Annotated in this window: 19 protein-coding genes and 1 tRNA gene; 11 read left to right on the top strand and 9 right to left on the bottom strand. The window is 71.0% G+C overall.

The genetic code is table 11. The features are described from left to right. Position 1 precedes the first annotated feature (1 nt). The 5 genes from SANBI_RS14845 to SANBI_RS14825 all read left to right on the top strand — a co-directional run bounded on the left by SANBI_RS14845 (position 2) and on the right by SANBI_RS14825 (position 6369). The gene (locus tag SANBI_RS14845; RefSeq protein WP_319156375.1) at positions 2–913 is read left to right on the top strand and encodes a TatD family hydrolase; all 912 of its coding nucleotides are present in this window, start codon (positions 2–4) and stop codon (positions 911–913) included. Positions 914–1083: 170 nt separating this feature from the next. Then, on the top strand, positions 1084–2337 hold the full coding sequence (locus SANBI_RS14840; RefSeq protein ID WP_319156373.1) for an aggregation-promoting factor C-terminal-like domain-containing protein: 1254 nt from the start codon (positions 1084–1086) through the stop codon (positions 2335–2337). Positions 2338–2840: 503 nt separating this feature from the next. Continuing rightward, entirely contained in the window at positions 2841–4349 is a 1509-nt protein-coding gene (locus tag SANBI_RS14835; protein ID WP_319156371.1) for a transglycosylase family protein, read from the top strand. Between the two features lie 47 nt (positions 4350–4396). Beyond that, positions 4397–5425: a 16S rRNA (adenine(1518)-N(6)/adenine(1519)-N(6))-dimethyltransferase RsmA gene (gene rsmA / locus SANBI_RS14830; RefSeq protein ID WP_319156369.1), complete on the top strand. Its 1029-nt coding sequence runs from the start codon at positions 4397–4399 to the stop codon at positions 5423–5425. Continuing rightward, positions 5422–6369, top strand: coding sequence for a 4-(cytidine 5'-diphospho)-2-C-methyl-D-erythritol kinase (locus tag SANBI_RS14825; protein ID WP_319156368.1), 948 nt, complete (start codon positions 5422–5424; stop codon positions 6367–6369). The genes rsmA and SANBI_RS14825 overlap by 4 nt, the downstream gene beginning before the upstream one ends. Here SANBI_RS14825 and SANBI_RS14820 read toward each other — a convergent pair. The 8 genes from SANBI_RS14820 to SANBI_RS14785 form a co-directional block, all read right to left on the bottom strand. Next, the gene (locus SANBI_RS14820; protein ID WP_319156366.1) at positions 6322–7725 is read right to left on the bottom strand and encodes an MATE family efflux transporter; all 1404 of its coding nucleotides are present in this window, start codon (positions 7723–7725) and stop codon (positions 6322–6324) included. The genes SANBI_RS14825 and SANBI_RS14820 overlap by 48 nt on opposite strands. A gap of 250 nt (positions 7726–7975) precedes the next feature. Next, positions 7976–8452 carry an SRPBCC family protein gene (locus SANBI_RS14815; RefSeq protein ID WP_319156364.1) on the bottom strand — a complete coding sequence of 159 codons (477 nt, stop codon included), beginning with the start codon at positions 8450–8452 and terminating at the stop codon, positions 7976–7978. 115 nt (positions 8453–8567) lie between these two features. After that, positions 8568–10352 carry an ABC-F family ATP-binding cassette domain-containing protein gene (locus SANBI_RS14810; RefSeq protein WP_319156362.1) on the bottom strand — a complete coding sequence of 595 codons (1785 nt, stop codon included), beginning with the start codon at positions 10350–10352 and terminating at the stop codon, positions 8568–8570. A gap of 37 nt (positions 10353–10389) precedes the next feature. Then, positions 10390–11076, bottom strand: a complete 687-nt coding sequence (locus tag SANBI_RS14805; RefSeq protein WP_319156360.1) for a DedA family protein — start codon at positions 11074–11076, stop codon at positions 10390–10392. A gap of 25 nt (positions 11077–11101) precedes the next feature. Further along, the gene (locus SANBI_RS14800) at positions 11102–11614 is read right to left on the bottom strand and encodes a MarR family winged helix-turn-helix transcriptional regulator (RefSeq protein WP_056128548.1); all 513 of its coding nucleotides are present in this window, start codon (positions 11612–11614) and stop codon (positions 11102–11104) included. 47 nt (positions 11615–11661) lie between these two features. Next, a complete protein-coding gene (locus tag SANBI_RS14795; protein WP_319156357.1) occupies positions 11662–12870 on the bottom strand; it encodes an ABC transporter permease in 1209 nt (402 codons plus the stop codon). Then, positions 12867–13844: an ABC transporter ATP-binding protein gene (locus tag SANBI_RS14790; protein WP_319156355.1), complete on the bottom strand. Its 978-nt coding sequence runs from the start codon at positions 13842–13844 to the stop codon at positions 12867–12869. Before SANBI_RS14790 ends, SANBI_RS14795 begins: the two co-directional genes overlap by 4 nt. A 325-nt stretch (positions 13845–14169) precedes the next feature. Next, on the bottom strand, positions 14170–14877 hold the full coding sequence (locus SANBI_RS14785) for a TetR/AcrR family transcriptional regulator (RefSeq protein WP_408669711.1): 708 nt from the start codon (positions 14875–14877) through the stop codon (positions 14170–14172). A gap of 161 nt (positions 14878–15038) precedes the next feature. On the opposite strand from SANBI_RS14785, the gene SANBI_RS14780 reads away from it, so the two are divergent. The 6 genes from SANBI_RS14780 (at position 15039) to pth (ending at position 20215) form a co-directional block, all read left to right on the top strand. Continuing rightward, positions 15039–15110 (top strand) — tRNA-Gln (locus SANBI_RS14780). A gap of 59 nt (positions 15111–15169) precedes the next feature. Further along, positions 15170–16822, top strand: a complete 1653-nt coding sequence (gene glmU / locus SANBI_RS14775; protein WP_056128557.1) for a bifunctional UDP-N-acetylglucosamine diphosphorylase/glucosamine-1-phosphate N-acetyltransferase GlmU — start codon at positions 15170–15172, stop codon at positions 16820–16822. Then, a complete protein-coding gene (locus tag SANBI_RS14770) occupies positions 16822–17805 on the top strand; it encodes a ribose-phosphate diphosphokinase (protein ID WP_056128560.1) in 984 nt (327 codons plus the stop codon). The genes glmU and SANBI_RS14770 overlap by 1 nt, the downstream gene beginning before the upstream one ends. Positions 17806–17921: 116 nt before the next feature. Further along, positions 17922–18560, top strand: a complete 639-nt coding sequence (locus tag SANBI_RS14765) for an SIMPL domain-containing protein (protein ID WP_319156351.1) — start codon at positions 17922–17924, stop codon at positions 18558–18560. Positions 18561–18798: 238 nt separating this feature from the next. Beyond that, a complete protein-coding gene (locus SANBI_RS14760; RefSeq protein ID WP_319156349.1) occupies positions 18799–19419 on the top strand; it encodes a 50S ribosomal protein L25/general stress protein Ctc in 621 nt (206 codons plus the stop codon). Positions 19420–19615: 196 nt separating this feature from the next. After that, positions 19616–20215 (top strand): aminoacyl-tRNA hydrolase, encoded by a 600-nt coding sequence (gene pth / locus SANBI_RS14755; RefSeq protein WP_319161328.1) that lies wholly within the window; start codon positions 19616–19618, stop codon positions 20213–20215. 172 nt (positions 20216–20387) lie between these two features. Here the strand turns inward: pth and cycA are convergent, their stop codons facing one another. Then, complete coding sequence (cycA, locus tag SANBI_RS14750; RefSeq protein WP_319156347.1) at positions 20388–21845, bottom strand: D-serine/D-alanine/glycine transporter; 1458 nt, start codon at positions 21843–21845, stop codon at positions 20388–20390. Positions 21846–21881: the final 36 nt, after the last annotated feature.

The raw sequence follows: 21881 nt of genomic DNA, 5'->3' as shown, positions 1-21881 counted from the left end.
CTTGGCACGCACCCGTGAGCGGGGCTGGCCCCCGGCCCCGGAGGCGTTGCCGTACCCGGTGGTCGACAACCACACGCACCTCGACTCGATCGGTCACGTCCTCGGGCCCGACGACGAGGTGCCGAGCGTCGACAGGCTGATCGCCGAGGCTGCTGCTGTCGGTGTCACCCGGATGGTCCAGGTCGGCTGCGACGTCCCGGCCGTCCGGTGGACCGAGGCCCTGGTGCGCGATCGCCCCGAGCTGCTCGGGGCGATCGCGATCCACCCGAACGAGGCCCCGCTCCACGCGGGGGTGCGCGAGCGTGGCCCCGACGGTCTCGAGGCGACGGTCCGCGACCACCACGCGATGCCTCTCGACGACGCGATCGCCCTCGTCGCGGACCTCGCCCGCGGCAACGAGCGGATCCGGGCGATCGGCGAGACAGGCCTCGATCTCTTCCGCACCGGGGACGCCGGTCGCGCTGCGCAGCGCGACTCCTTCCGCGCGCACGTCGCCCTCGCCAAAGAGCTCGGGCTCGCCCTGCAGATCCACGACCGCGACGCCCACGCCGAGGTGCTCGAGGTCTTGCTGGCCGACGGCGCCCCGGAGCGCACGGTCTTCCACTGCTACTCCGGCGACGCCGAGATGGCCCGCACCTGCGTCGAGCAGGGCTGGTACCTGTCCTTCGCGGGGCCGGTGACCTTCCGGCCGAACGACGGTCTGCGCGACGCCCTCCGCGAGGTCCCGCTCTCCCAGGTGCTCGTCGAGACCGATGCGCCCTACCTCACACCGCACCCGTTCCGGGGGCGTCCGAACGCCCCGTACCTCGTCCCTGTGACGATGGCGACCGTCGCAGCCGTCAAGGACGTCTCGCTCGAGGACGCGTGCCGCGGCGTGGCTGCGACCTCGGAGGACGTCTACGGGACGTGGTGAGCGTGGTCCTCGACCGCTCCGGCGCAGTCGTGCAGGGCCTGTAGAGGAGGGGCGAACCAGAGATTCCACCCGTGTGCGCCCGCCCGGCGTGGACTACCGTGGGGACGATCCCTCCAGACCGTGCTGCTGCTCTGCGGCCGCACCCGCCCGACCGAAGGACACCCCGCCCCGTGACCTCGACCCACCAGTCGACCTCCCGCACAGCCCGTCGCAGCCGCCGTCCAGCCCGGCTCCTCGCGCAGGCGCTGATCTTGGCGACGGTCGTCGGAGGCACCACGGCGTTCACCACGCTCCACAAGACGGTGACTGTCGAGGTCGACGGGGTCGCGCACGAGGTCGCGGGCTTCTCACGGACCGTGGACGACGTCCTCGCGAGCGACTCGCTCGACGTCGATCCCCAGGACCAGGTCTTCCCCTCCCCGGAGAGCACTGTGAGCGACGGCGACCTCATCGTCGTGCGGACCGTCCGGGACGTGCAGGTCGAGATCGACGGGACGGTCCAGACCATCCAGTCGTCGGCGCGCACCGTCGGCGAGGTCCTCGACGAGCTCGGCGACCGCGCCGAGGGTGCGGACGTCTCGGCCTCCCGCAGCGCGGAGGTCGGGCGCGAGCCCCTCGTCATCACGACCCCCAAGACCGTCACCCTCGCGGTCGACGGTCAGCAGCTCCCGATCTCCTCGACCGAGGGCACGGTCCGAGAGCTCCTCCTCACGGCCGGGGTCGTCCTCGACGGCGACGACACCGTCACGCTCGACCCGCCGCCGGTCGCTGTCGCAGCTGCCGCATCGACGGCCGAGGCCACGGCTGCCGCTCTCGACGCACCGACCGTCGACGGCATGGTCGTGACGATCGGCCGTGCCGCGACGGACACCTCGTCCACGCAGGAGGTGCTGCCGTACGCCACCCAGGAGGTCGAAGACGCGACGCTCCCCGTCGGGAAGACGAAGGTCACCCAGAAGGGTGTCCTCGGGCAGGCTCTCACCACCTACGCCGTGACGATGGTCGACGGGGTCGAGACCGGCCGCGAGGTCGTCGCCCGCAGGGTCACCGTCGAGCCGCAGGACGAGATCGTCGCCGTCGGCACGCTCGAGGTGCCGGACCCGGCACTCGTGGTCGTCGACCCCGGCTCTGCGCGCGCGATCGCGCAGACGATGGTCGCCGACCGTGGGTGGGGCTCCGAGCAGTTCGCGTGCCTCGACTCGCTGTGGCAGAAGGAGAGCGGCTGGAAGGTCACGGCCGACAACCCCTCCAGCAGCGCCTACGGCATCCCGCAGGCTCTGCCGGGCTCGAAGATGTCGAGCGCGGGCGCCGACTGGCAGACCAACGCCGCGACCCAGATCGCCTGGGGCCTGGGCTACATCAGCGACAGGTACGGCACGCCGTGCGCGGCCTGGTCGCACTCCCAGGCCAAGAACTTCTACTGATCTCGCGCTCCGCTCGGAGCGGACAGCCCCCGCCCGCCGCTCCCGGCAGGCGGGGGCTTCGTCGCTCCCGGGGTCGTGGCTGGTCAGAGGCGCCAGGGTGCTCCCGGACGTGGGCACGGCTCCTCGCGCCTCGTCGCGCGACACCCCGTGAGGCTCGTCATCTTTCACCCGCTGAGCACCCGGGTCGTCCCGTTCTGAGCGTTTTCCTGAGCCGGCACCGTGACCCGTACCTCTTGGCGGATGATCACGGATCGGTTACGGTCGATCGTTGCCACGGTGCGTGCCACCCGGCCGACGCCTCACCACCGAGCCCCACAGGGAACGGTGCAGAGGGTCGGTCTGGGCCAGGTCGGCCGTGCGACAGCTGTCCGGACCGCGCCAGGGGGCGCTCGGCGACCGGACAGGATCGATCGCCGGATCAGGACAGTCGGACAGCCCGCGAGGGCGGCGGTGCAACTCCGCAGCCGACTCTTGTGCCCGGACCGCTCCACGTCTGGATCTCCGTGAAAAATCTTCTCCACGTCTTCTCCGGCCGCGCTCACCAGCGCGGACCCGCGAAGCCCGGCGAGTCCACCGATCTCGCCGGCGCCGGTCTCTCCGAGACCACCCCGCTCTCCGAGGGTGCTGCACCCTCGACCGCGCGCCGCTCACGCCGCACGCTCCCGCTCGTCGTCGGAGGCGTCGCCGTCGCGGTCCTCGCGACAGGCACGGCCGTCTACGCCAACGCCCACAAGACCGTGATGCTCGACATCGACGGCCAGGTCCAGGAGGTCTCGACCTTCTCCGGCTCCGTCGAGGGGGTCCTCGCCGAGAACGACGTCACCGTCGGCCCCGACGATCTCGTCGCCCCGGCCGCTGCGTCCTCGCTGACCGACGGCGCCGACGTGGTCGTGCGCTACTCGCGCGAGATCACGCTGCAGACGAACGGCAACGCCACCACCATCAAGACCACGGCCGTCGACGCCGACGAGCTGCTCTCGGCCTACGCCGACCGCGGCGCGGACGTCAGCCTCGTCGCCTCCCGCTCGCAGGGTGACGGACGCACAGACCTCGGTCTGCGCCTCTCGCTCGAAGGACCCGTCCAGGTCCAGGTCGACGGCACCACGACGCAGGTCGAGGACGGCACCGCGGGGGTCGACACGATCCTCGAGGACCAGGGCGTCGAGCTCGGCGAGCTCGACCGTCTGAGCGTCGAGCAGCGTCCGACCCCTGAGGCCCTCGAGGCCCAGGAGCAGGCCGCGGCACGGGCGGCGACAGCCGAGCCCGCCGCGGACGCTGCGGTCGACGCCACGGCGTCCGAGGCTGCACCGGCCGAGGGCACAGCGACAACGGAGCCCGAGGATGCCGCCACCACGGCCCCGGCGAACCCTGATGTCATCACCGACCCCCGGGCCGACGACACGCAGGTGACCATCGTCATCCAGCGGGTCGCCGTCGCGGACGAGGTCGTCGAGACCGCCGTGCCCTTCGAGACCGTCACCGAAGAGGACCCGACGCGCTACAAGGACCTCGACGTCGTGACCAAGGTCGAGGGCGTCGACGGCGTCCAGACGACAGTGAACTCTGTCACCACGGTCGACGGTGTCGAGGAGTCCCGCGAGCTCGTCTCGGACGAGCTGACGACGGCTCCGGTGACCAAGGTCCTCGTCCAGGGCACCAAGGAGCGTCCGAAGGTCGTCGCCCCGAAGCCGACTGTGCGGTCGACCCCCGCCCCGTCGACCAGCGGCAGCACTCCCGAGGCTGCTCCAGCCCCGGCGGCCCCTGTCGTGACAGGTGACGTGTGGGGCCAGCTCGCGCAGTGCGAGTCTGGCGGCAACCCGTCGGTCGTCTCGAGCAACGGGCTGTACCACGGGCTCTACCAGTTCTCGGTCGGGACCTGGCAGTCGCTCGGCGGCACCGGCCTCCCGTCGCAGGCGAGCCCCGAGGAGCAGACGCGTCTCGCGCAGGCCCTCCAGGCCCGCTCCGGCTGGGGCCAGTGGCCGCACTGCTCGTCCAAGCTCGGCCTCCGCTGAACCTCGGATGACGCACCAGGTGGGCAAGACCCTCTAGGCTCTTGCTCATGAACGCTCCGTCGAACGCCCTGCTCGGTCCGGTACAGATCCGCGACCTGGCAGGGCGTCTCGGCGTCCGCCCCACGAAGACCCTCGGTCAGAACTTCGTGCACGACGCCGGCACCGTCCGCAAGATCGTCAGGTCGGCCGGTCTCGAGGCCGGTCAGCACGTCGTCGAGGTCGGTCCGGGGCTGGGGTCGTTGACCTTCGGTCTGCTCGAGGCCGGCATGACCGTCGTCGCCGTCGAGATCGACCCGGTCCTCGCCGAGCAGCTGCCCCTGACCCTCGCCGACAGGGCCCCCGAGTGGTCCGACAGGCTGACCGTGGTGCTCCAGGACGCCCTGACGGTCACAGAGCTCCCGGGACCGGCCCCGACGGCCCTGGTGGCCAACCTGCCCTACAACGTCGCCGTACCGGTCCTCCTGACCTTCCTGGAGCGCTTCGACTCCCTCGACCGGGTGCTCGTCATGGTCCAGGCGGAGGTCGCCGACAGGCTCGCCGCACCTCCGGGCAACCGGACCTACGGCATCCCGTCGGTCAAGGCCGCGTGGTACGCGACGGCGCGGCGCACCTCGACGATCGGCCGCAACGTGTTCTGGCCCGTCCCGAACGTCGACTCCGCCCTCGTCCTCCTCGAGCGCAGGGCCCACCCCCAGACCCGGGCGACCCGCGAGCGTGTCTTCGAGGTGGTCGACGCGGCCTTCGCCCAGCGCCGCAAGATGCTCCGTGGTGCGCTCGCCGAGCTCGCCGGCTCCGCCGCGGCGGCCGCGCAGGCCCTCGAGGCTGCCGGGGTCGACCCGACCACGCGCGGTGAGCAGCTGACCGTCGACGACTTCGCACGGATCGCCGAGGCCCTTGACGACCAGGCTGGGACTGCGCCGGACGAGACCACCGGGACCACGCTGGACGAGACCGCCGGGACCGCGCAGGACGAGCCCGACGTGACCGAGCCGGACGGGACCGTCACGGCTGAGCGAGGCTCGACGTCGCCGGCTGGGACGACGCCCCTCGTCCGACCTGGCACAGCACGACCGTGACGCGCACGACCAGGCTGAGCAGCGTGCGGGTGCACGAGAGGTCTGTCACCGCGCGCGCACCGGGCAAGGTCAACCTGTCGCTCCACGTCGGGCCTCGTGAGGCCGACGGCTACCACCCTCTGGTCACGGTCTTCCAGGCCGTCTCCCTCGTCGAAGAGGTCACCGCGACGACGGCTGCGGACTTCTCGCTCGAGGTCTCGGGCCCGGGTGCCGAGCACGTGCCGCTCGACGGCTCCAACCTCGCCCTGCGGGCCGCCCGCGCCCTCGCCGAGCACACAGGCGTGAAGCTCGGCGCGCGCCTGGCGATCACCAAGGGCATCCCGGTGGCAGGCGGCATGGCGGGCGGGTCGGCGGACGCCGCGGCGACACTCGTGGCCCTCGACGCCCTGTGGGGAACAGCGCTGACGCGTCCCGAGCTGCTGAGCCTGGCTGCCGGGCTCGGCGCCGACGTCCCGTTCTGCCTCCAGGGGCACACCGCCGTCGGGACCGGGCGCGGGGACGTCCTGACCCCGGCCATGGCCCAGGGGGAGTTCCACTGGGCCTTCGCGCTGCGCGCCGAAGGGCTCTCGACGCCCGAGGTGTTCCGGCGCTTCGACGACGACGCGCGGACCGCCGACCTCCCCGAGGACGCCGACACGGCGCTCATGGCCGCGCTGCGGGCCGGGGACGCCGAGCGTCTCGGCGCGGCGCTCTCGAACGACCTCCAGCCCGCCGCGCTGATGCTCGCCCCAGACCTCGCCGAGACGATGGACGTGGCGCGCGCGGCCGGAGCCCTCGGTGTGGTCGTGTCGGGGTCTGGGCCCACCATCGCCGCGCTCGCGCGGTCCTCGGCTCACGCCGAGTCCCTGGCGGACGCCTTCGTCGCCTCGGGGGTGTGCGCCTCCTCGGTCTGCGCCTCAGGGCCTGTGCCCGGAGCCCGCGTCGTCCAGGAGAGCCTGGGCTGACTCTCGCTCCTGGGCGAGGAGTGTCTCCTCCTCGGCCAGCCAGCGACGTCGCCGGTGGTACGAGACCCACACCGGCACGAGCGCGGCGACCCACGCGAGCGGCGCCGCGAGGCAGACTCCCACGAAGCCCACGTGCGAGGCGAGCACGAGGGCCGCGACGACTCGGGTGACGAGCTCCATCACGCCCGCGACGGTCGGCACGAGAGACCGGCCCATGCCCTGCAGGGTGTTGCGGAGCACGAAGAGCAGCCCGAGCGCGACGTAGAGCGACCCGTTGACGACGAGGAAGGTCTGCGCGAGCTCGACGACGTGCTCTTCGCCGGGGCCGACGAACAACCGGATGAGGTGCCGCCCGAAGAGGACGTTGACCAGACCGATCGCCAGGGCGAAGCCGACCGACATGAGGCAGGTCTGGAAGACCCCGGTCCGGATGCGGCCGTAGGCCCGGGCGCCGTAGTTCTGCGCCGTGAAGGTGGCCATCGCGAGGCCGAAGGAGGCGAGCGGCGCCATCGCCAGCCCGTCGACCTTCTGCGCGGCCGTGTAGGCGCCCACAGACTCGGCCCCGAGCCCGTTGAGGGCGTACTGGAGCACGATGGTCCCGATCGCGATGATCGACGACTGGAAGGCCATCGGCAGCCCGATGCGCAGCTGGGTCGCCAGCTCTGCCCGGGTCACCCTCCAGTCCTCCCGGCTGAGGTGGAGCGTCGGCATCTTCTTCTGCACGAGCCACAGGCACAGCAGGACGGAGACCAGCTGAGAGGTGATGGTCGCCAGGGCGGCGCCGTCGACCCCCATGCCGAGCCCGGCGATGAAGGCGATGACGAGCACCACGTTGAGCACGCAGGAGATCGCGAGGAAGACGAGCGGTGTCCGGCTGTCCCCGAGCGCCCGGATGGTGCTCGAGAGGAAGTTGAAGAACATGGTCGCCGCGATGCCCCAGAACGAGACGACGATGAACAGGTAGGCGTCGTCGATGATCTCGGGCGGCGTCCGCATGAGCTCGAGCAGCGGGCGGGCGACGGGCACGGCGACAGCCGTGAGCAGGACGGCGAAGCCACCGGTGAGCAGCGTGCCGGCCGCGACGGCACGGCGGACCGCCGCGGGGTCGCCCGCACCGAAGGCCTGGGCCGTCGGGATCGCGAAGCCGGCGGTCAGGCCCCAGGCGAAGCCGAGCAGCAGGAAGGCGATCCCACCTGTCGAGCCGACGGCGGCGAGGGCGTCGATCCCGAGGATACGGCCGACGACGAAGGCGTCGGCGAAGCCGTACATCTGCTGGAACACGTTGCCGATGAGCAGGGGGAGGGTGAAGAGCAGGATGATCTTGGCAGGGGGACCTGTCGTGAGGTTCTTTGTCATGTGACGGCTTCAGCAGTGGGTGGACGAGGGCCTGACGTCGTCGCGAGGCTGGGACGCGTGCGCAGCAGCGGGGGCAGCTGGCAGTCACGGACGGAGCCGGGCTGGTCAGGGACGGGGCACGTCGGTTGTGCCTCGGTCTACGAGCCTAGGGGGATCTGCGGCTCGATGTCGAATCGATTCGAGAAGAATCTCGGATCGATTCGACCTGGAGCCTGTCGCGGTTCCGTCCCGCCGGACGACCACGCCGGCCTCAGGAGACCGCAGCCACCACCACAGGGTCGGCGCAGCCGCGGGCGAAGCCGGCGATCCTGGCGTCGATGTCGCGCTGGAGCAGGATCGTGCCCACCCGCTCGGCGATCGGCGCGAGCCAGCGGGGGCGGCACGCGAAGCTGTAGCGCCAGACGGCCCGGGCGCTGGTCGGGTCACCGTCGACCGGGGAGAACCGCCAGCCGCCGGCCAGGCGCTCGAAGAACCACGAGCCACGGATCATCTTCATGCCCACGTTCGTCGGCGGCGCGTACGAGACGTACTCGCTCACCATCCGCAGACCGAGCCTGTGGACCGTGAGCGTCCTGACGCCCTTCGCCGGGACCTGCGCGCCGTCGAGGAGCTGCTGGCGGCGGATGAAGGGGTCCCAGCGCAACCGGGTCTCCCCGGTGGTCTGCGACACGGCGAAGGCCGTCGCGGGCGGCACGGGCACGATGATCGAGGACTCGACTGTGGGCACCGGCCCAGCCTGGCACGCCGGCGGGCGCACGGCTCGCTGCCGTGCGCCCGCGGGGGAGAGGTCCCCACCCGATGACGGAGGTCGCTCCCGGGAGCCTTGCTTCGCGAGAGCCGGCTCAGCCAGCCTGCTCGGCGAGCTCCATCCAGCGCATCTCGAGCTCGGTGACCTCGCTCTGGAAGGCGCGGAGCTTCTCGTTGAGCTCCCCGAGCCCTGTGAAGTCGCTCGAGTCGTGGGTGGCCATCGACGCGTGGACCGCGGCGATCTGGTCGGTCAGCTTGGTGAGCTTGCGCTCGACGGCGCCGAGCTCCTTCTTCGCGGCGCGCGCCTCGGCGCTCGACGGTGCGCTCTGGCCGCCGCCCTGCGAGCTGGTCGGCGTGGAGGGCCGGCTGGTCGAGGTACGGCCGGCCATGATCTGCAGGTACTGGTCCACACCCCCGGGCACGTGCTGGAGCCCGCCGTCGAGGATCGCGTACTGCTGGTCGGTCACGCGCTCGAGCAGGTAGCGGTCGTGCGAGACGACGAGCAGCGTGCCGGGCCAGGAGTCGAGGAGGTCTTCCATCGCGGCCAGCATGTCGGTGTCGAGGTCGTTCGACGGCTCGTCGAGGATCAGCACGTTCGGCTCGTCGAGCAGGATCAGCAGCAGCTGGAGACGACGGCGCTGACCACCCGAGAGGTCCTTGACAGGGGTGGCGAGCTGCACGGCCGTGAAGCCGAGCCGCTCGAGCAGCTGGCCCGGGGTCATCTCCTTGCCGCCGGCGACGTAGGACGTGCGGTACCGGGCGATCACGTCGCTCACCCTGTTGTCCGCGATGTCCTCGAGCTCGGCGAGCTGCTGCGTCAGGGTGGCGACCTTGACGGTCTTGCCACGCTTGACGCGACCTGACGACGGCTGGAGGTCCCCGGTGACCAGGGACAGCAGCGTCGACTTGCCCGCCCCGTTCATGCCGAGGATCCCGGTGCGCTCGCCGGGGCCGATCAGCCAGGTGATGTCCTTGAGCACCTGCTTGTCGCCGTAGCTCACGGACACGTCGATGAGGTCGACGACGTCCTTGCCGAGGCGGGAGGTGGCCATCTGCGCGAGCTCGACCGAGTTGCGCACGGGCGGCTCGTTCGCGATGAGCTCGTTGGCGGCCTCGATGCGGAACTTCGGCTTCGAGGTGCGGGCCGGGGCGCCGCGACGCAGCCACGCGAGCTCTTTGCGCATGAGGTTCTGCCGCTTGGCCTCGGTCGCGGCCGACATCCTGTCGCGCTCGACGCGCTGCAAGATGTACGCCGCGTAGCCGCCCTCGAAGGGCTCGACGATCCCGTCGTGCACCTCCCAGGTCGCCGTGCAGACCTCGTCGAGGAACCAGCGGTCGTGGGTCACGACCAGCAGACCGCCCGCTGAGGCAGACCTGCGCGTGCGCAGGTGCCCGGCGAGCCAGGTGATGGCCTCGACGTCGAGGTGGTTGGTGGGCTCGTCGAGGAACAGCAGGTCGTCGTCGCCGACGAGCAGCGCGGCGAGGGCGACGCGGCGGCGCTGGCCTCCGCTGAGCTCGCCCACGAGGCCGTCCCATGGCAGGTCGGTGACCAGCCCGGCGATGACGTCGCGGACCTTCGGGTCCCCGGCCCACTCGTGCTCGGGCGTCGAGCCGACGATCGAGTCGGCGACGGTCTTGGTGGGGTCGAGGGTGTCGCCCTGGTCGAGGACCCCGACACGGGTGCCGTTCCGGACGGTGACGCGTCCACCGGAGGGCTCGAGGCGTCCGGAGAGCATCGCGAGCAGGGACGACTTGCCGTCACCGTTGCGTCCGACGATCCCGACGCGGTCGCCCTCGTTCACGCCGACTGTCACGGAGCCGAAGACGGTCTTGGTGGGGAAGGAGAGGTGGAGGGATTCGCCCCCGAGTAGATGAGCCACCCGGCAAGGGTACGCGGGCGGGCCGGGCCCGCCGGACTCAGACGGCGGTGACCTCAGGGTCCTGCGGGGCGGGCGCCACGGGTGCCCGACGTGCCTTGCGGGTCGACCGCACGTAGTGGATGACCGTCGGGACCAGGGTGAGCGCGACGGCCCCGAGGATCACCAGGTCGATGTACTTCTCGGCGAACTCGGCGACCCACGGGATGCCTCCGAGCAGGAAGCCGAGCATGGTCAGCCCGATGCCCCAGACGACGGCCCCGACGAGGTTGTACAGCGAGTAGCGGCGGTAGCTCATGTGCGCGACGCCCGCAGCGACGGGGGCGAAGGTCCGCACCACGGGGATGAAGCGGGCCAGGATGACGGCGAGGGCGCCGAAGCGCTCGAAGAACGCGTTGGTCCGGGCGACGTTCTCGGTGCTGAACAGCCCGGAGTCCTTGCGCTCGAACACCCGTGGGCCGAGCCTGTGGCCGATGAGGTACCCCACCTCCCCGCCGAGGAAGGCCGCGAAGCCGATGGCCAGGCACACCCACCAGATGTTGATCGGGATGACCCCGGTGTGGGTCAGCAGCCCTGCGAAGAACAGCAGGGTGTCCCCGGGGAGCAGGAACCCGACGAGCAGACCGGTCTCGGCGAAGATGATGAGGCAGACCCCGACGAGGGCCCAGGGCCCCATGCTCGGGATGATCGTGGCGGGGTCGAGCCAGGGGATGAGGGCGGCGTGCATGGTGGTCCTGGTCTCTCGCGGTGGTTCAGCCGAGGGTGTCGAACTGGGCGACGAGCCGTCGCAGCAGATCGGTGATGGCGGGTTCGTCCGCCGGATCGAGGACCGTGAGGACCTCGTGCTCGACGGCCAGCAGGTCGCTGAACGCCGCGTCGACCCGGGCGAGCCCGTCCGCCGTGAGGCGGACGAGCACCCCGCGCCTGTCGTCGGGTGAGGGCTCCCGCTCGACCAGCCCACGCGAGGCGAGCCTGTCGATGCGGTTGGTCATGGTGCCGCTGGTGACCATCGTCTGCGTGACCAGGGCCCCGGGGGAGAGGACGTGCGGCTCACCGGTCCGGCGCAGGGCGGCCAGCACGTCGAACTCCCACGGCTCGAGCTCGTTGCGGGCGAAGGCCCCGCGGCGAGCCAGGTCGAGGTGCCTGTCGAGCCGCGAGACGCGCGACAGGACCGCGAGCGGGGACACGTCGAGGTCGGGTCGCACGCGGCCCCAGGCCGCGATGATGCGGTCCACCTCGTCCTCGCGGACCTCGTCTGAGCTCATCCTCTGACATTACTTGACGTCAAGAGTCTTGACGGCTGTCTCGTGCGTCACGCTGCACGCAGCGCGTCCTTGAGCTTGATGCGTGCGCCCGAGCGCAGCACGGCGTTGGAGTAGATGCGACCGGCGAGCCAGACGAGCAGCGGGACCAGTGCGATGTTGACCGCCATGACCACGGCGACCTGCCACATCTCGACACCGCCGACGGCGACCCGGGTGGGCATGATGAGCGGCGACGTGAACGGCAGGTACGAGAGCCACACGACGACGGGGCTGTCGGGGGCGAAGGGCGCGACGGAGACGCTCACGATGTACGGGATCATCATGAGCATGAGGATCGGCGTGGTGACGGTGCCGACGTCCTCCTGGCGTGAGACCAGCGCTGCGGCCGCCGCGAAGAGCAGCGCGTACATGGTGAAGCCGATGAGGAACCACGCGATCGTCCACAGCACGGTGGCGCCGAGGTTCAGGTCCATGCCGTCGAGCAGGCCGAAGCCCGCAGCGCTCCCGGCGGCCGCCGCGACCAGCACGACCACCTGACCCAGACCGATGACGCCGATGCCGAGCACCTTGCCGGCCATGAGCTGCCAGGGGCGGACCGTGGCGAGCAGCAGCTCGACGACGCGGCTGGACTTCTCCTCGACGACGCCCTGCGCGATCATCGCCCCGCAGAGCTGGAGGCTGATGAACATGAGGATGCCCACGAGGTAGGCCGAGATGATCTGGGACGGGTCGATCTCGCGCGGGGGCTCGATCGCCTCGACGTCGACGCTCGCCTGCGCGACCGCGCGGCTCACGTCGGAGGGGTCGCCCCCGAGGGAGGTGACCTGCTCGGCCAGCACGGTCTGCTGGGCGATCACCGTGAGGACCGAGCTGAGGTCGGTGTCGAGGGTCGACTTCGTGATGACCTTCACGGTGCCGCCCTCGGCCGAGAGCACGACGGCGTCGAGGTCGCCGTCGAGCACCTGGGTGCGGCCCTGCTCCTCGGTCACGGTGGTGACCTCGGCAGTGGTGCCGAATCCTGAGGCCGTCTCGGTGACCGACTCCGCCAGCGCGGCGGTCTCCTGGGTGACGCCGACGGCGAGGGTGCTCTCGCCGCCGCGCAGCGTCTGGGCGAGGAAGGCCCCGCCGACGATCAGCACGACGAGGACGACGGTGGTCCACAGGAAGGCCTTCGAGCCGGCGCGCTGCTTGATCTCACGGCTCGCGACGAGCCTGACGGCCGACCAGGGGCTCAGGGGTGCGGTCGTGGTGCTCATGCTGCTCGTCCCTTGCTCAGGAAGGACCGCTTGGTCTTCGTGGGGGTGTCGGTGCTGGGGGTGTCCTCCGAGGGGGCCTCGGCGCTCACGACGTCGCGGAAGAGGTCGGTGAGGCTCGCGCGCTGCGGCGCGAACTCGCGGACCGTGCCCGTCGCGAGAGCCGCCTGCAGGACCGCCTGCTCGGCGTCGGGCTCGCGGCCCACCTCGACGACGGTCCGCGAGCCTGTCGTGCTGACCACCCGCGCCCCCGGCAGGGCGTCCGCCCAGCCTGGTGCAGCACCGGGTGCGTCGACGAGCCAGCGGGGTGCGGCGTGCGAGCGGAGCTCGTCGACGGTCCCGCACGCGACCATGCGGCCTGCCCGGATGATGCCGACCCTGTCGCAGAGGTGCTCGACGAGCTCGAGCTGGTGAGAGGAGAAGACGACGGGCGCGCCCTGGTCGGCCTTCTCGCGCAGGACACCGCTCATCACGTCGACCGCGACGGGGTCCAGACCCGAGAACGGTTCGTCGAGGACGAGGATCTCGGGGTCGTGCACGAGGGCGGCGGCCAGCTGGACACGCTGCTGGTTGCCGAGGGAGAGCGTCTGGACGTCGGAGTCGCGCCGTGCGGCGACACCGAGCTTCTCGGTCCAGTGCTCCATCGCCGCGCGGGCGTCCGAGGCGCTCATGCCGTGCAGGCGCGCCAGGTAGACGAGCTGGTCGGCGACCTTCATCTTGGGGTAGAGGCCACGCTCCTCGGGCATGTAGCCCACGGTCCGGCGCGCAGCCACGTCGAGCGGAGCACCGTCCCAGCGCACCTCGCCCGAGTCTGCGGCGAGCACCCCGAGGGCGATCCGCATCGTCGTCGACTTCCCGGCGCCGTTCGAGCCGACGAAGCCGAAGATCTCTCCCGAGGCGACCGAGAAGGACATGGAGTCGAGCGCACGCAGCGGGCCGTAGGACTTGGAGAGGTTGTCGATCTCCAGCATGGGCATGGTCGTTCCCTCACAGGTGTGTCGGGTTGCACAGACGTCTCCCAGGTTAGGGGAGCGGAGGGTGCCCGGCACCACTGCAATTCCGCCCACTCGGGTGCTTCACGGCTTTTGACCCCTTGTCGGGGGCAGAAGTAGCCGATCGGCTGATCGAGGGCTGGACGTCTGTCGTCCGAAGGGACGAGGGGTGTGCGTCCTCGGGCGCCGGGCTCTAGCCCGGGGATCCGGCACCTGCGCCCTGCAGCCCTGGTGTCCGCGCCCTGCGCAGCCTGCAGCCTGCAGCTCGGGAGTCGGGAGTCGGGAGCGTGGGGGTGATGAGCGCCTCGGCTCAGGCGCTCGTCGGACCCGTGGTGGTCGGGGCCGTGCGCACCGCTGCAGGCAGGCTCACGGTCGACGAGGTGTGCGGCGCGCCCCCGATCCCCGGGGTCTGCGCGATGCTCGACGTGTCGGTCATCGACGGCCGGCGCTCGAGCCCGCTGAGCCCGTTCCAGGCGAGGTTCACCAGGTGCGCGGCGACCTCGTGCTTGCTCGGGTTCCGGGCGTCGAGCCAGTGCTGGCCCGTGAGCGCGACCATCCCGACGAGCATCTGGGCGTAGATCGGCGCGACGGCGGGGTCGAGGTCGCGCCGCCGGAACTGCTCGGCGAGCAGGTGCTCGACCTGGGTCGCGACGTCGCCGATGAGGCTCGAGAACGTGCCCGTCGCCTGTGCGACGGGGGAGTCGCGGACCAGCACGCGGAACCCGTCCTCGGAGGACTCGATGTACGTGAGCAGGGCCAGTGCTGTGCGCTCGAGGACGACCTTGGGGTGACCGCCCGCTGTCAGGGCGCCTGTGAGGGCGGTCGTGAGCCCCTGGATCTCGCGGTCGACCACGACGGCGTAGATACCTTCCTTGCCCCCGAAGTGCTCGTAGACCACGGGCTTGGACACCTGTGCCCTCGCGGCGATCTCCTCGACGCTCGTGCCCTCGAAGCCCTTCTGCGCGAACAGGGCTCGGCTGACGTCGATGAGCTGTTCTCGGCGTTCTTTCGCGGTCATGCGCGGGCGGGGGGCACGTTTGTTGTCGGAGGCCACGCCACCATCATGCCGGACCGGCCCCTGCGGCCGGCGTTTGGTGCGCACGAAAATCCTGGCAGAATGAGGTCCGAGCGCCCGGGCAGCGCCTGCGTGCACGTGCGTCCCGGGTGGCCTGAGCTCCTTCCGCCTTGGTGTAATCGGCAGCACAAGGGTTTTTGGTGCCTTTAGTCCAGGTTCGAGTCCTGGGGGCGGAGCGGACGTCACGATCGGTGGCGTCGTCTGCAGACCCACCCGAGCACCTGGGAGTCCCTTCGTGACCACCGCTCAACCCGCGGCCGTCGTCGTCCTCGCAGCAGGCGAGGGGACGCGCATGAGATCTGCCACCCCCAAGGTCCTGCACACCCTCGCCGGCCGGAGCATGCTCGGGCACGCGCTCGCAGCCGCCCGGGGCCTCGACCCGCGGCGGGTCGCCGTCGTCGTCAGGCACGAGCGCGAGGCCGTCGCAGGCCACGCCCTCGAGATCGACCCCTCCGTCCTCGTCGTCGACCAGGACGACGTCCCCGGCACCGGCCGGGCCGTCCAGTGCGCGATGGGTGTCCTCGACGCCGCCGCGCACGCCGCGGCCGCGCACGACGGTGTCCCTGAGGGCAGCGAGGGCCGCGGCGTCGGCGACGGTGTCACCGGGGCCGTCGTGGTCATCGCGGGCGACGTCCCGATGCTCGACGCCGGGACGCTCGGCGAGCTGCTCGCCGCGCACCACGCCGACGGCAACGCCGTCACCGTCCTGACGACCGAGGTCGAGGACGCGACAGGCTACGGCCGCATCGTCCGCGACGCGTCGACGGGCGAGGTCCTCTCGATCGTCGAGCACCGCGACGCCACGCCCGAGCAGCGTGAGATCCGCGAGATCAACTCCTCGATCTACGTCTTCGACGCCGCGGTCCTGCGCCACGGTCTCGGCAACCTCGACCGCGACAACTCGCAGGGCGAGGTCTACCTCACCGACGTGCTCGCGATCGCCCGCTCGCAGGGCGGCTCGGTCCGGGCCCTGCGCACCGACGACCCCTTCCTCGTCGAGGGTGTCAACGACCGCGTCCAGCTCGCGGTCCTGGGCGCCGAGATGAACCGCCGCATCCTCGCCGACTGGATGGCCTCAGGCGTCACGGTCGTCGACCCGGCGACGACCTGGGTCGACGTCGACGTCGAGCTCGAGCGCGACGTGACCATCCTCCCCGGCACCCAGCTCTACGGGGCGACGGTGGTCCGCGAGGGCGCGACGGTCGGCCCCGACACCACGCTCACGAGCACCGAGGTGGGCCAGCACGCGACGGTGTCCCGCACGCAGGCTGAGCTCGCCGTCATCGGCGACAACGCGAGCGTCGGCCCCTTCAGCTATCTGCGTCCGGGGACCGTCCTGGGCTCCGGCGGCAAGATCGGCGGCTTCGTCGAGACGAAGAACGCGACGATCGGCGACGGCTCCAAGGTCCCGCACCTGTCCTACGTGGGTGACGCGACCATCGGCGAGCACACGAACATCGGTGCGGCGACCATCTTCGTCAACTACGACGGGGTCACCAAGCACCGCTCGACCGTCGGGTCCTTCTCGAGGGTCGGTGCCGACAACCTGCTCGTGGCGCCCGTGCACATCGGCGACGGCACGTACACCGCGGCTGGCACCGTCGTCCGCAGCGACGTCCCCTCGGGTGCGCTCGCCGTGTCCGCAGGCCCGCAGCGCAACATCGAGGGCTGGGTCGAGCGCCGCCGCCCGGGCAGCGACGCGGCCCGCGCCGCCGAGCGGCTCCGCCGTGCCGACGACACAGCCTCGCAGGGCCTCGGCGCGCAGGCGCGCGCCGAGCTCGCCGACCACCAGGCGACGCTGCCCGTCCCGAGCCCCCCGACAGCCTCCACGAACCAGGCCGCGCCGCAGCCTGGAGCCGACGTCTCCACTGAAGGACACCGCAACTGATGACTGGCATCGTCTCCCCCGACGGCGAGAAGCGACTCGTCTTCGTCTCTGGTCGCGCTCACCCCGAGCTCGCCAAGGACGTCGCCCGTGAGCTCGGGACCGGTCTGGTCCCGACCACGGCCTACGACTTCGCGAACGGTGAGATCTACGTCCGCTTCGGCGAGAGCGTGCGCGGCGCGGACGTCTTCGTCCTGCAGTCGCACACGGCCCCGATCAACCAGTGGATCATGGAGCAGCTCATCATGGTCGACGCCCTCAAGCGGGCGTCCGCCAAGACGATCACCGTGGTGCAGCCCTTCTACGGCTACGCCCGCCAGGACAAGAAGCACCGTGGGCGCGAGCCGATCTCGGCCCGCCTCATGGCGGACCTGTTCAAGACGGCCGGTGCGGACCGCATCATGAGCGTCGACCTCCACAGCTCCCAGCTGCAGGGCTTCTTCAACGGACCCGTCGACCACCTCTGGGCGATGCCGCTGCTGACGGACTACGTGCGCACCCGCGTCGACCTCGCGAACGTCGCTGTCGTCTCGCCCGACGCCGGGCGCATCCGCGTGGCCGAGCAGTGGGCCGCCAAGCTGGGCGACGCCCCGCTGGCCTTCGTGCACAAGACGCGTGACATCACCAAGCCGAACCAGTCGGTCGCGAACCGTGTGGTCGGCGACGTCGAGGGCCGCACCTGCGTCCTCGTCGACGACCTCATCGACACCGGTGGCACGATCGCCTCGGCGGTCAAGGTGATCCTCGCCGCCGGCGCGAAGGACGTCATCATCGCGGCGACCCACGGCGTGCTCTCCGACCCTGCGGCGCAGCGTCTGAGCGAGTGCGGCGCCCGCGAGGTCGTCATCACGGACACCCTGCCGATCAGCGCAGACCGCACCTTCGACAAGCTCACCGTCCTGTCGATCGCCCCGCTGCTGGCCCGCGCCATCCGCGAGGTCTTCGACGACGGCTCGGTCACGTCCCTCTTCGAGGGCAACGCCTGAGACTCGCCCTCGCTGCACGACCGACGCCCGGCCTCCCTCCCACGAGGGACGCCGGGCGTCGCGCGTCCTGCGGGGCTGCTCTCGCGGTCGGCGGGCGTGAGGGGGAGGATGGGCGGATGGGAAAGACGCGCAGGTCTGAGGGGATCACCGTGACCGGGACGGGCAGCGCTGCGGCTGTGCCTGACGTGGTCGACGTCGAGCTCGGGGCGGAGGCGACTGCGCCCGACGTGCAGCAGGCGCTCGACACCGCGGCCGCGGGGCTCGACTCGGCGCGGTCGGCCCTCGCCGACCACGGGGTGGCCGCCGCAGACCTGCAGACGGCGCAGACCTCCACCTGGACCGAGAACCGCGAGGGTGGCGAGCAGGTGACGACCGCCCGGCTCACGCTGCGGGCCCGGGTGCGTGACGTCGACACGGCGGGGGAGTGCGTGCGCGCAGCCCTGGCGGCAGCCGGGCCGGTCGCGCGGCTCGAGTCGATGCACGTGGTCGTGGGTGATACCGAGGTGCTCGTCCGGGCGGCGCGCGAGGCGGCCTTCCGCGACGCCCACGCCGTCGCGGAGCAGCTGGCGGCCCTCGCCGGGCGGTCGCTGGGCCGGGTGGTCGACGTCCTCGACGGAGCCCCCGCGGGCGGCGGTCCGCGGCCGATGGCGATGCGCGCCGACGCGATGGCCGCGAAGATCGGAGTCGACCCGGGGACCCAGGAGGTCTCGGCGAGCGTCACGGTCCGCTGGGAGTTCGACTCGGGAGCCTCCTAGCCGGTACAGTGGCCAGGTTGCCTCGGCGAGGGACGTCTGACGGGCCGGAATGCTCCGGAACGTCACGACCTCCGTGATCGACTGGGCGGTCCGCTCCCGCGCGTCCGTCTGTGGTCTGCGCCGTAGAGCACCGCCCGTTTCCTGGTGAGGCAGCTTCTCTCGCACCTCGTGCCGCTCCAGGTCACAGCCGAAGGTATCCCACTGATCGTCGGCCCATCATCTGTCCCAGGAGTTCCACGTGTCTGACAACAACAAGCTCGTCGCCGAGACCCGCACCGAGTTCGGCAAGGGCGCTGCACGCCGCACCCGCCGCAACAACCAGATCCCCGCCGTCCTCTACGGCCACGGCACGGCCCCCGTCCACGTCGCCCTCCCCGGCCACCAGACGATGCTCGCGCTGAAGCAGTCGAACGCTCTCTTCGAGATCGAGCTCGACGGCACCACGCAGTTCGCCCTCGCGAAGGACGTCCAGCGCGACCCGGTCAAGAACGTCATCGAGCACGTCGACCTCCTCATCGTCAAGAAGGGCGAGAAGGTCGAGGTCGAGGTCAACGTGCACGTCATCGGCGAGCCGGTCCCCGGCACCATCCACATCGTGCAGTCGCAGACTGTCGTCCTCGAGGCCCTCGCCACGAACCTCCCCGAGTGGATCGAGGCTGACGTCACCGGCCGCGAGGCCGGCACGGTCATCACCGCGGGCGACCTCGTCCTCCCCGAGGGCTCGGCCCTCATCACCGAGGCCGACGCCGACGTCGTGCTCATCTCGGTCCCGCAGGACAACTCCGCTGACGACGAGGCCGCTGCTGAGGTCTCCGCCCAGCAGGCCGCCGCGTCGGCATCGGCCGCCGAGAGCGAGTGAACGACCTGACCCTTCAGGCTCCGGCCTGATCTGTCGACGGAGCGCCCGGTACCCTTCTGGTGCCGGGCGCTCTGGCGTCTGCGTGCGCACCTCGCGGTGACGCGCACCGTGGCCTCACGAGAGGCCCGACGAGCACGGCACGGCAGCTGCACGACAGCGCCGGGCGACGAGCAGCGAGCAGAGAGACGTGGACACGATGACAGACGGGCTGTGGCTTGTCGTGGGGCTCGGCAACCCTGGGGCGCAGTACGCGAGGAACCGCCACAACGTCGGGCAGATGGTGCTCGACGAGCTGGCCTCGCGGCACGGTGGCTCGTTCTCCGCGCACAGGTCCCGCGCGAGCGTCGCCGAGGTGCGCCTCGGCGTCCTGCCCGGCGGCGTCCCCGGACCGCGCGTGGTCCTCGCGAAGCCCTCGACGTACATGAACACCTCGGGCGGTCCTGTCGCCGGTCTCGCCCAGTACTTCCAGGTCGAGCCTGACCACGTGCTGGTGGTCCACGACGAGCTCGACATCCCCTTCGGTGACGTCCGCTGCAAGATCGGCGGCGGCGAGGGCGGGCACAATGGTCTGCGCGACATCAGCAAGGCCCTCGGGACCAAGGACTACCTCCGGGTCCGCACGGGCATCGGCCGGCCTCCGGGCCGGATGGACACCGCGGACTTCGTGCTCAAGGACTTCGGGACGGTCGAGCGCAAGGAGCTGCCGTTCTTGATCGACACGAGCGCCGACGCCGTCGAGATGGTCGTCACCGAAGGGCTCGAGAAGGCCCAGATGGCCTTCCACACGAAGAAGTAGCCCCGGCGGACGACATGCACAAGACGACGATGCCCGGACCCCGGGGTCCGGGCATCGTCGTCTTGCGAGTGCGAGTGCGAGTGCGAGTGCGAGTGCGAGTGCGAGTGCGAGTGCGAGTGCGAGTGCGAGTGCGAGTGTGCGAGGGCGGCGACGACGGACCCGCGCGGCCCAGTCAGACGGACGTCGTCCCGTCGGCCCTCGCGACCGGCACCCGTCCGCCGTGCCCACGGCGCCGCATGACGGCCCACGCGACACCGAGGACCGCGAACCACACGGGCGTGACGAGCAGCGCGTCTCGGGTGTCCTTCTCGAGCAGCAGCACGACGATCATCGCGGCGAAGAAGGCCAGGACCACCCAGCACATGACGACCCCGCCGGGCATCGTGAAGGCCGAGGACTCGTGGAGCTCCGGGCGGTCGCGGCGGTAGCGCAGATAGCTGACGATGATCATCGTCCACACGAACATGAACAGGACCGACGAGACCGTCGTGACGAGCGTGAAGGCGTCGACGACGCTCTTTCCCGTGTAGAGCAGCGCGACCCCGGGCACGAGGCACGCGCACGAGAAGATCAGCCCGCGCGAGGGCACGTGGTTCTTCGAGAGCCGCCCGAAGCTGCGGGGTGCCTCGTCCTCCTGCGCGAGGCCGTACATCATCCGCGAGGTCGAGAAGATCCCGCTGTTCGCCGACGACGCGGCCGAGGTGAGCACCACGAAGTTCACGACGGCCGCTGCGGCGGGCAGCCCGGCGAGGGCGAACATGGCGACGAAGGGGCTCTCGTCGGGCGAGATGCTGCGCCACGGCGTGACAGCCATGATGACGAGCAGCGCACCGAGGTAGAACAGCACGATCCGGATGGGGATCGAGTTGATCGCCCGCGGCAGGTTCTTCTCGGGGTCCTTGGTCTCCGCGGCGGCGGTGCCGACGAGCTCGATGCCGACGAAGGCGAACAGGGCGATCTGGAAGCCGGCGAGGAACCCGCTGACCCCGTGCGGGAAGAACCCGCCGTCGGAGTAGAGGTTCGTCAGGGTGGCCTCGGAGCCGTCGGGGGACTGGAAGGCGATCGCGACGAGCACGATCCCGGTGACCACCAGGGCGACGATCGCGACGATCTTGATGATGGCGAACCAGAACTCGAGCTCGCCGAAGAGCCGCACGGCCACGAGGTTGAGCCCGAGCAGCAGCAGGATGGTCGCGAGGGCCGGGATCCAGCGTGCCAGGTCGGGTGCCCAGAAGGCCATGTACCCGGAGATGGCGACGATGTCGGCGATACCGGTGACGATCCAGCAGAACCAGTACGTCCACCCCGTGAAGAACCCCGCCCACGGACCGAGGATGTCCGAGGTGATGTCGCGGAAGGACTTGTAGCCCAGGTTGGACAGCAGCAGCTCGCCGAGGGCCCGCATGACGAAGAACAGCATGAAGCCGATGACCGCGTAGACGAGCAGCACCGACGGACCGGCGAGCGAGATGGTCTTGCCCGAGCCCATGAACAGGCCCGTGCCGATGGCCCCGCCGATGGCGATGAGCTGCAGGTGCCGGTTGGAGAGCGCGCGCTCGAGCTGCGGCTCTCCGGCAGGGCTTGTCGGGGTGCTGTGCTGGCGTGACGTGGGGTCTGCCTCGCGGGTCATGCGGTCTCCGCTCGTCGGCGCCAGCGGGTGCGCTGA

Source organism: Sanguibacter biliveldensis (genome assembly GCF_033798665.1).
Lineage (GTDB): Bacteria > Actinomycetota > Actinomycetes > Actinomycetales > Cellulomonadaceae > Sanguibacter > Sanguibacter inulinus.
This window is presented reverse-complemented; position numbering and strand designations above follow the sequence as displayed.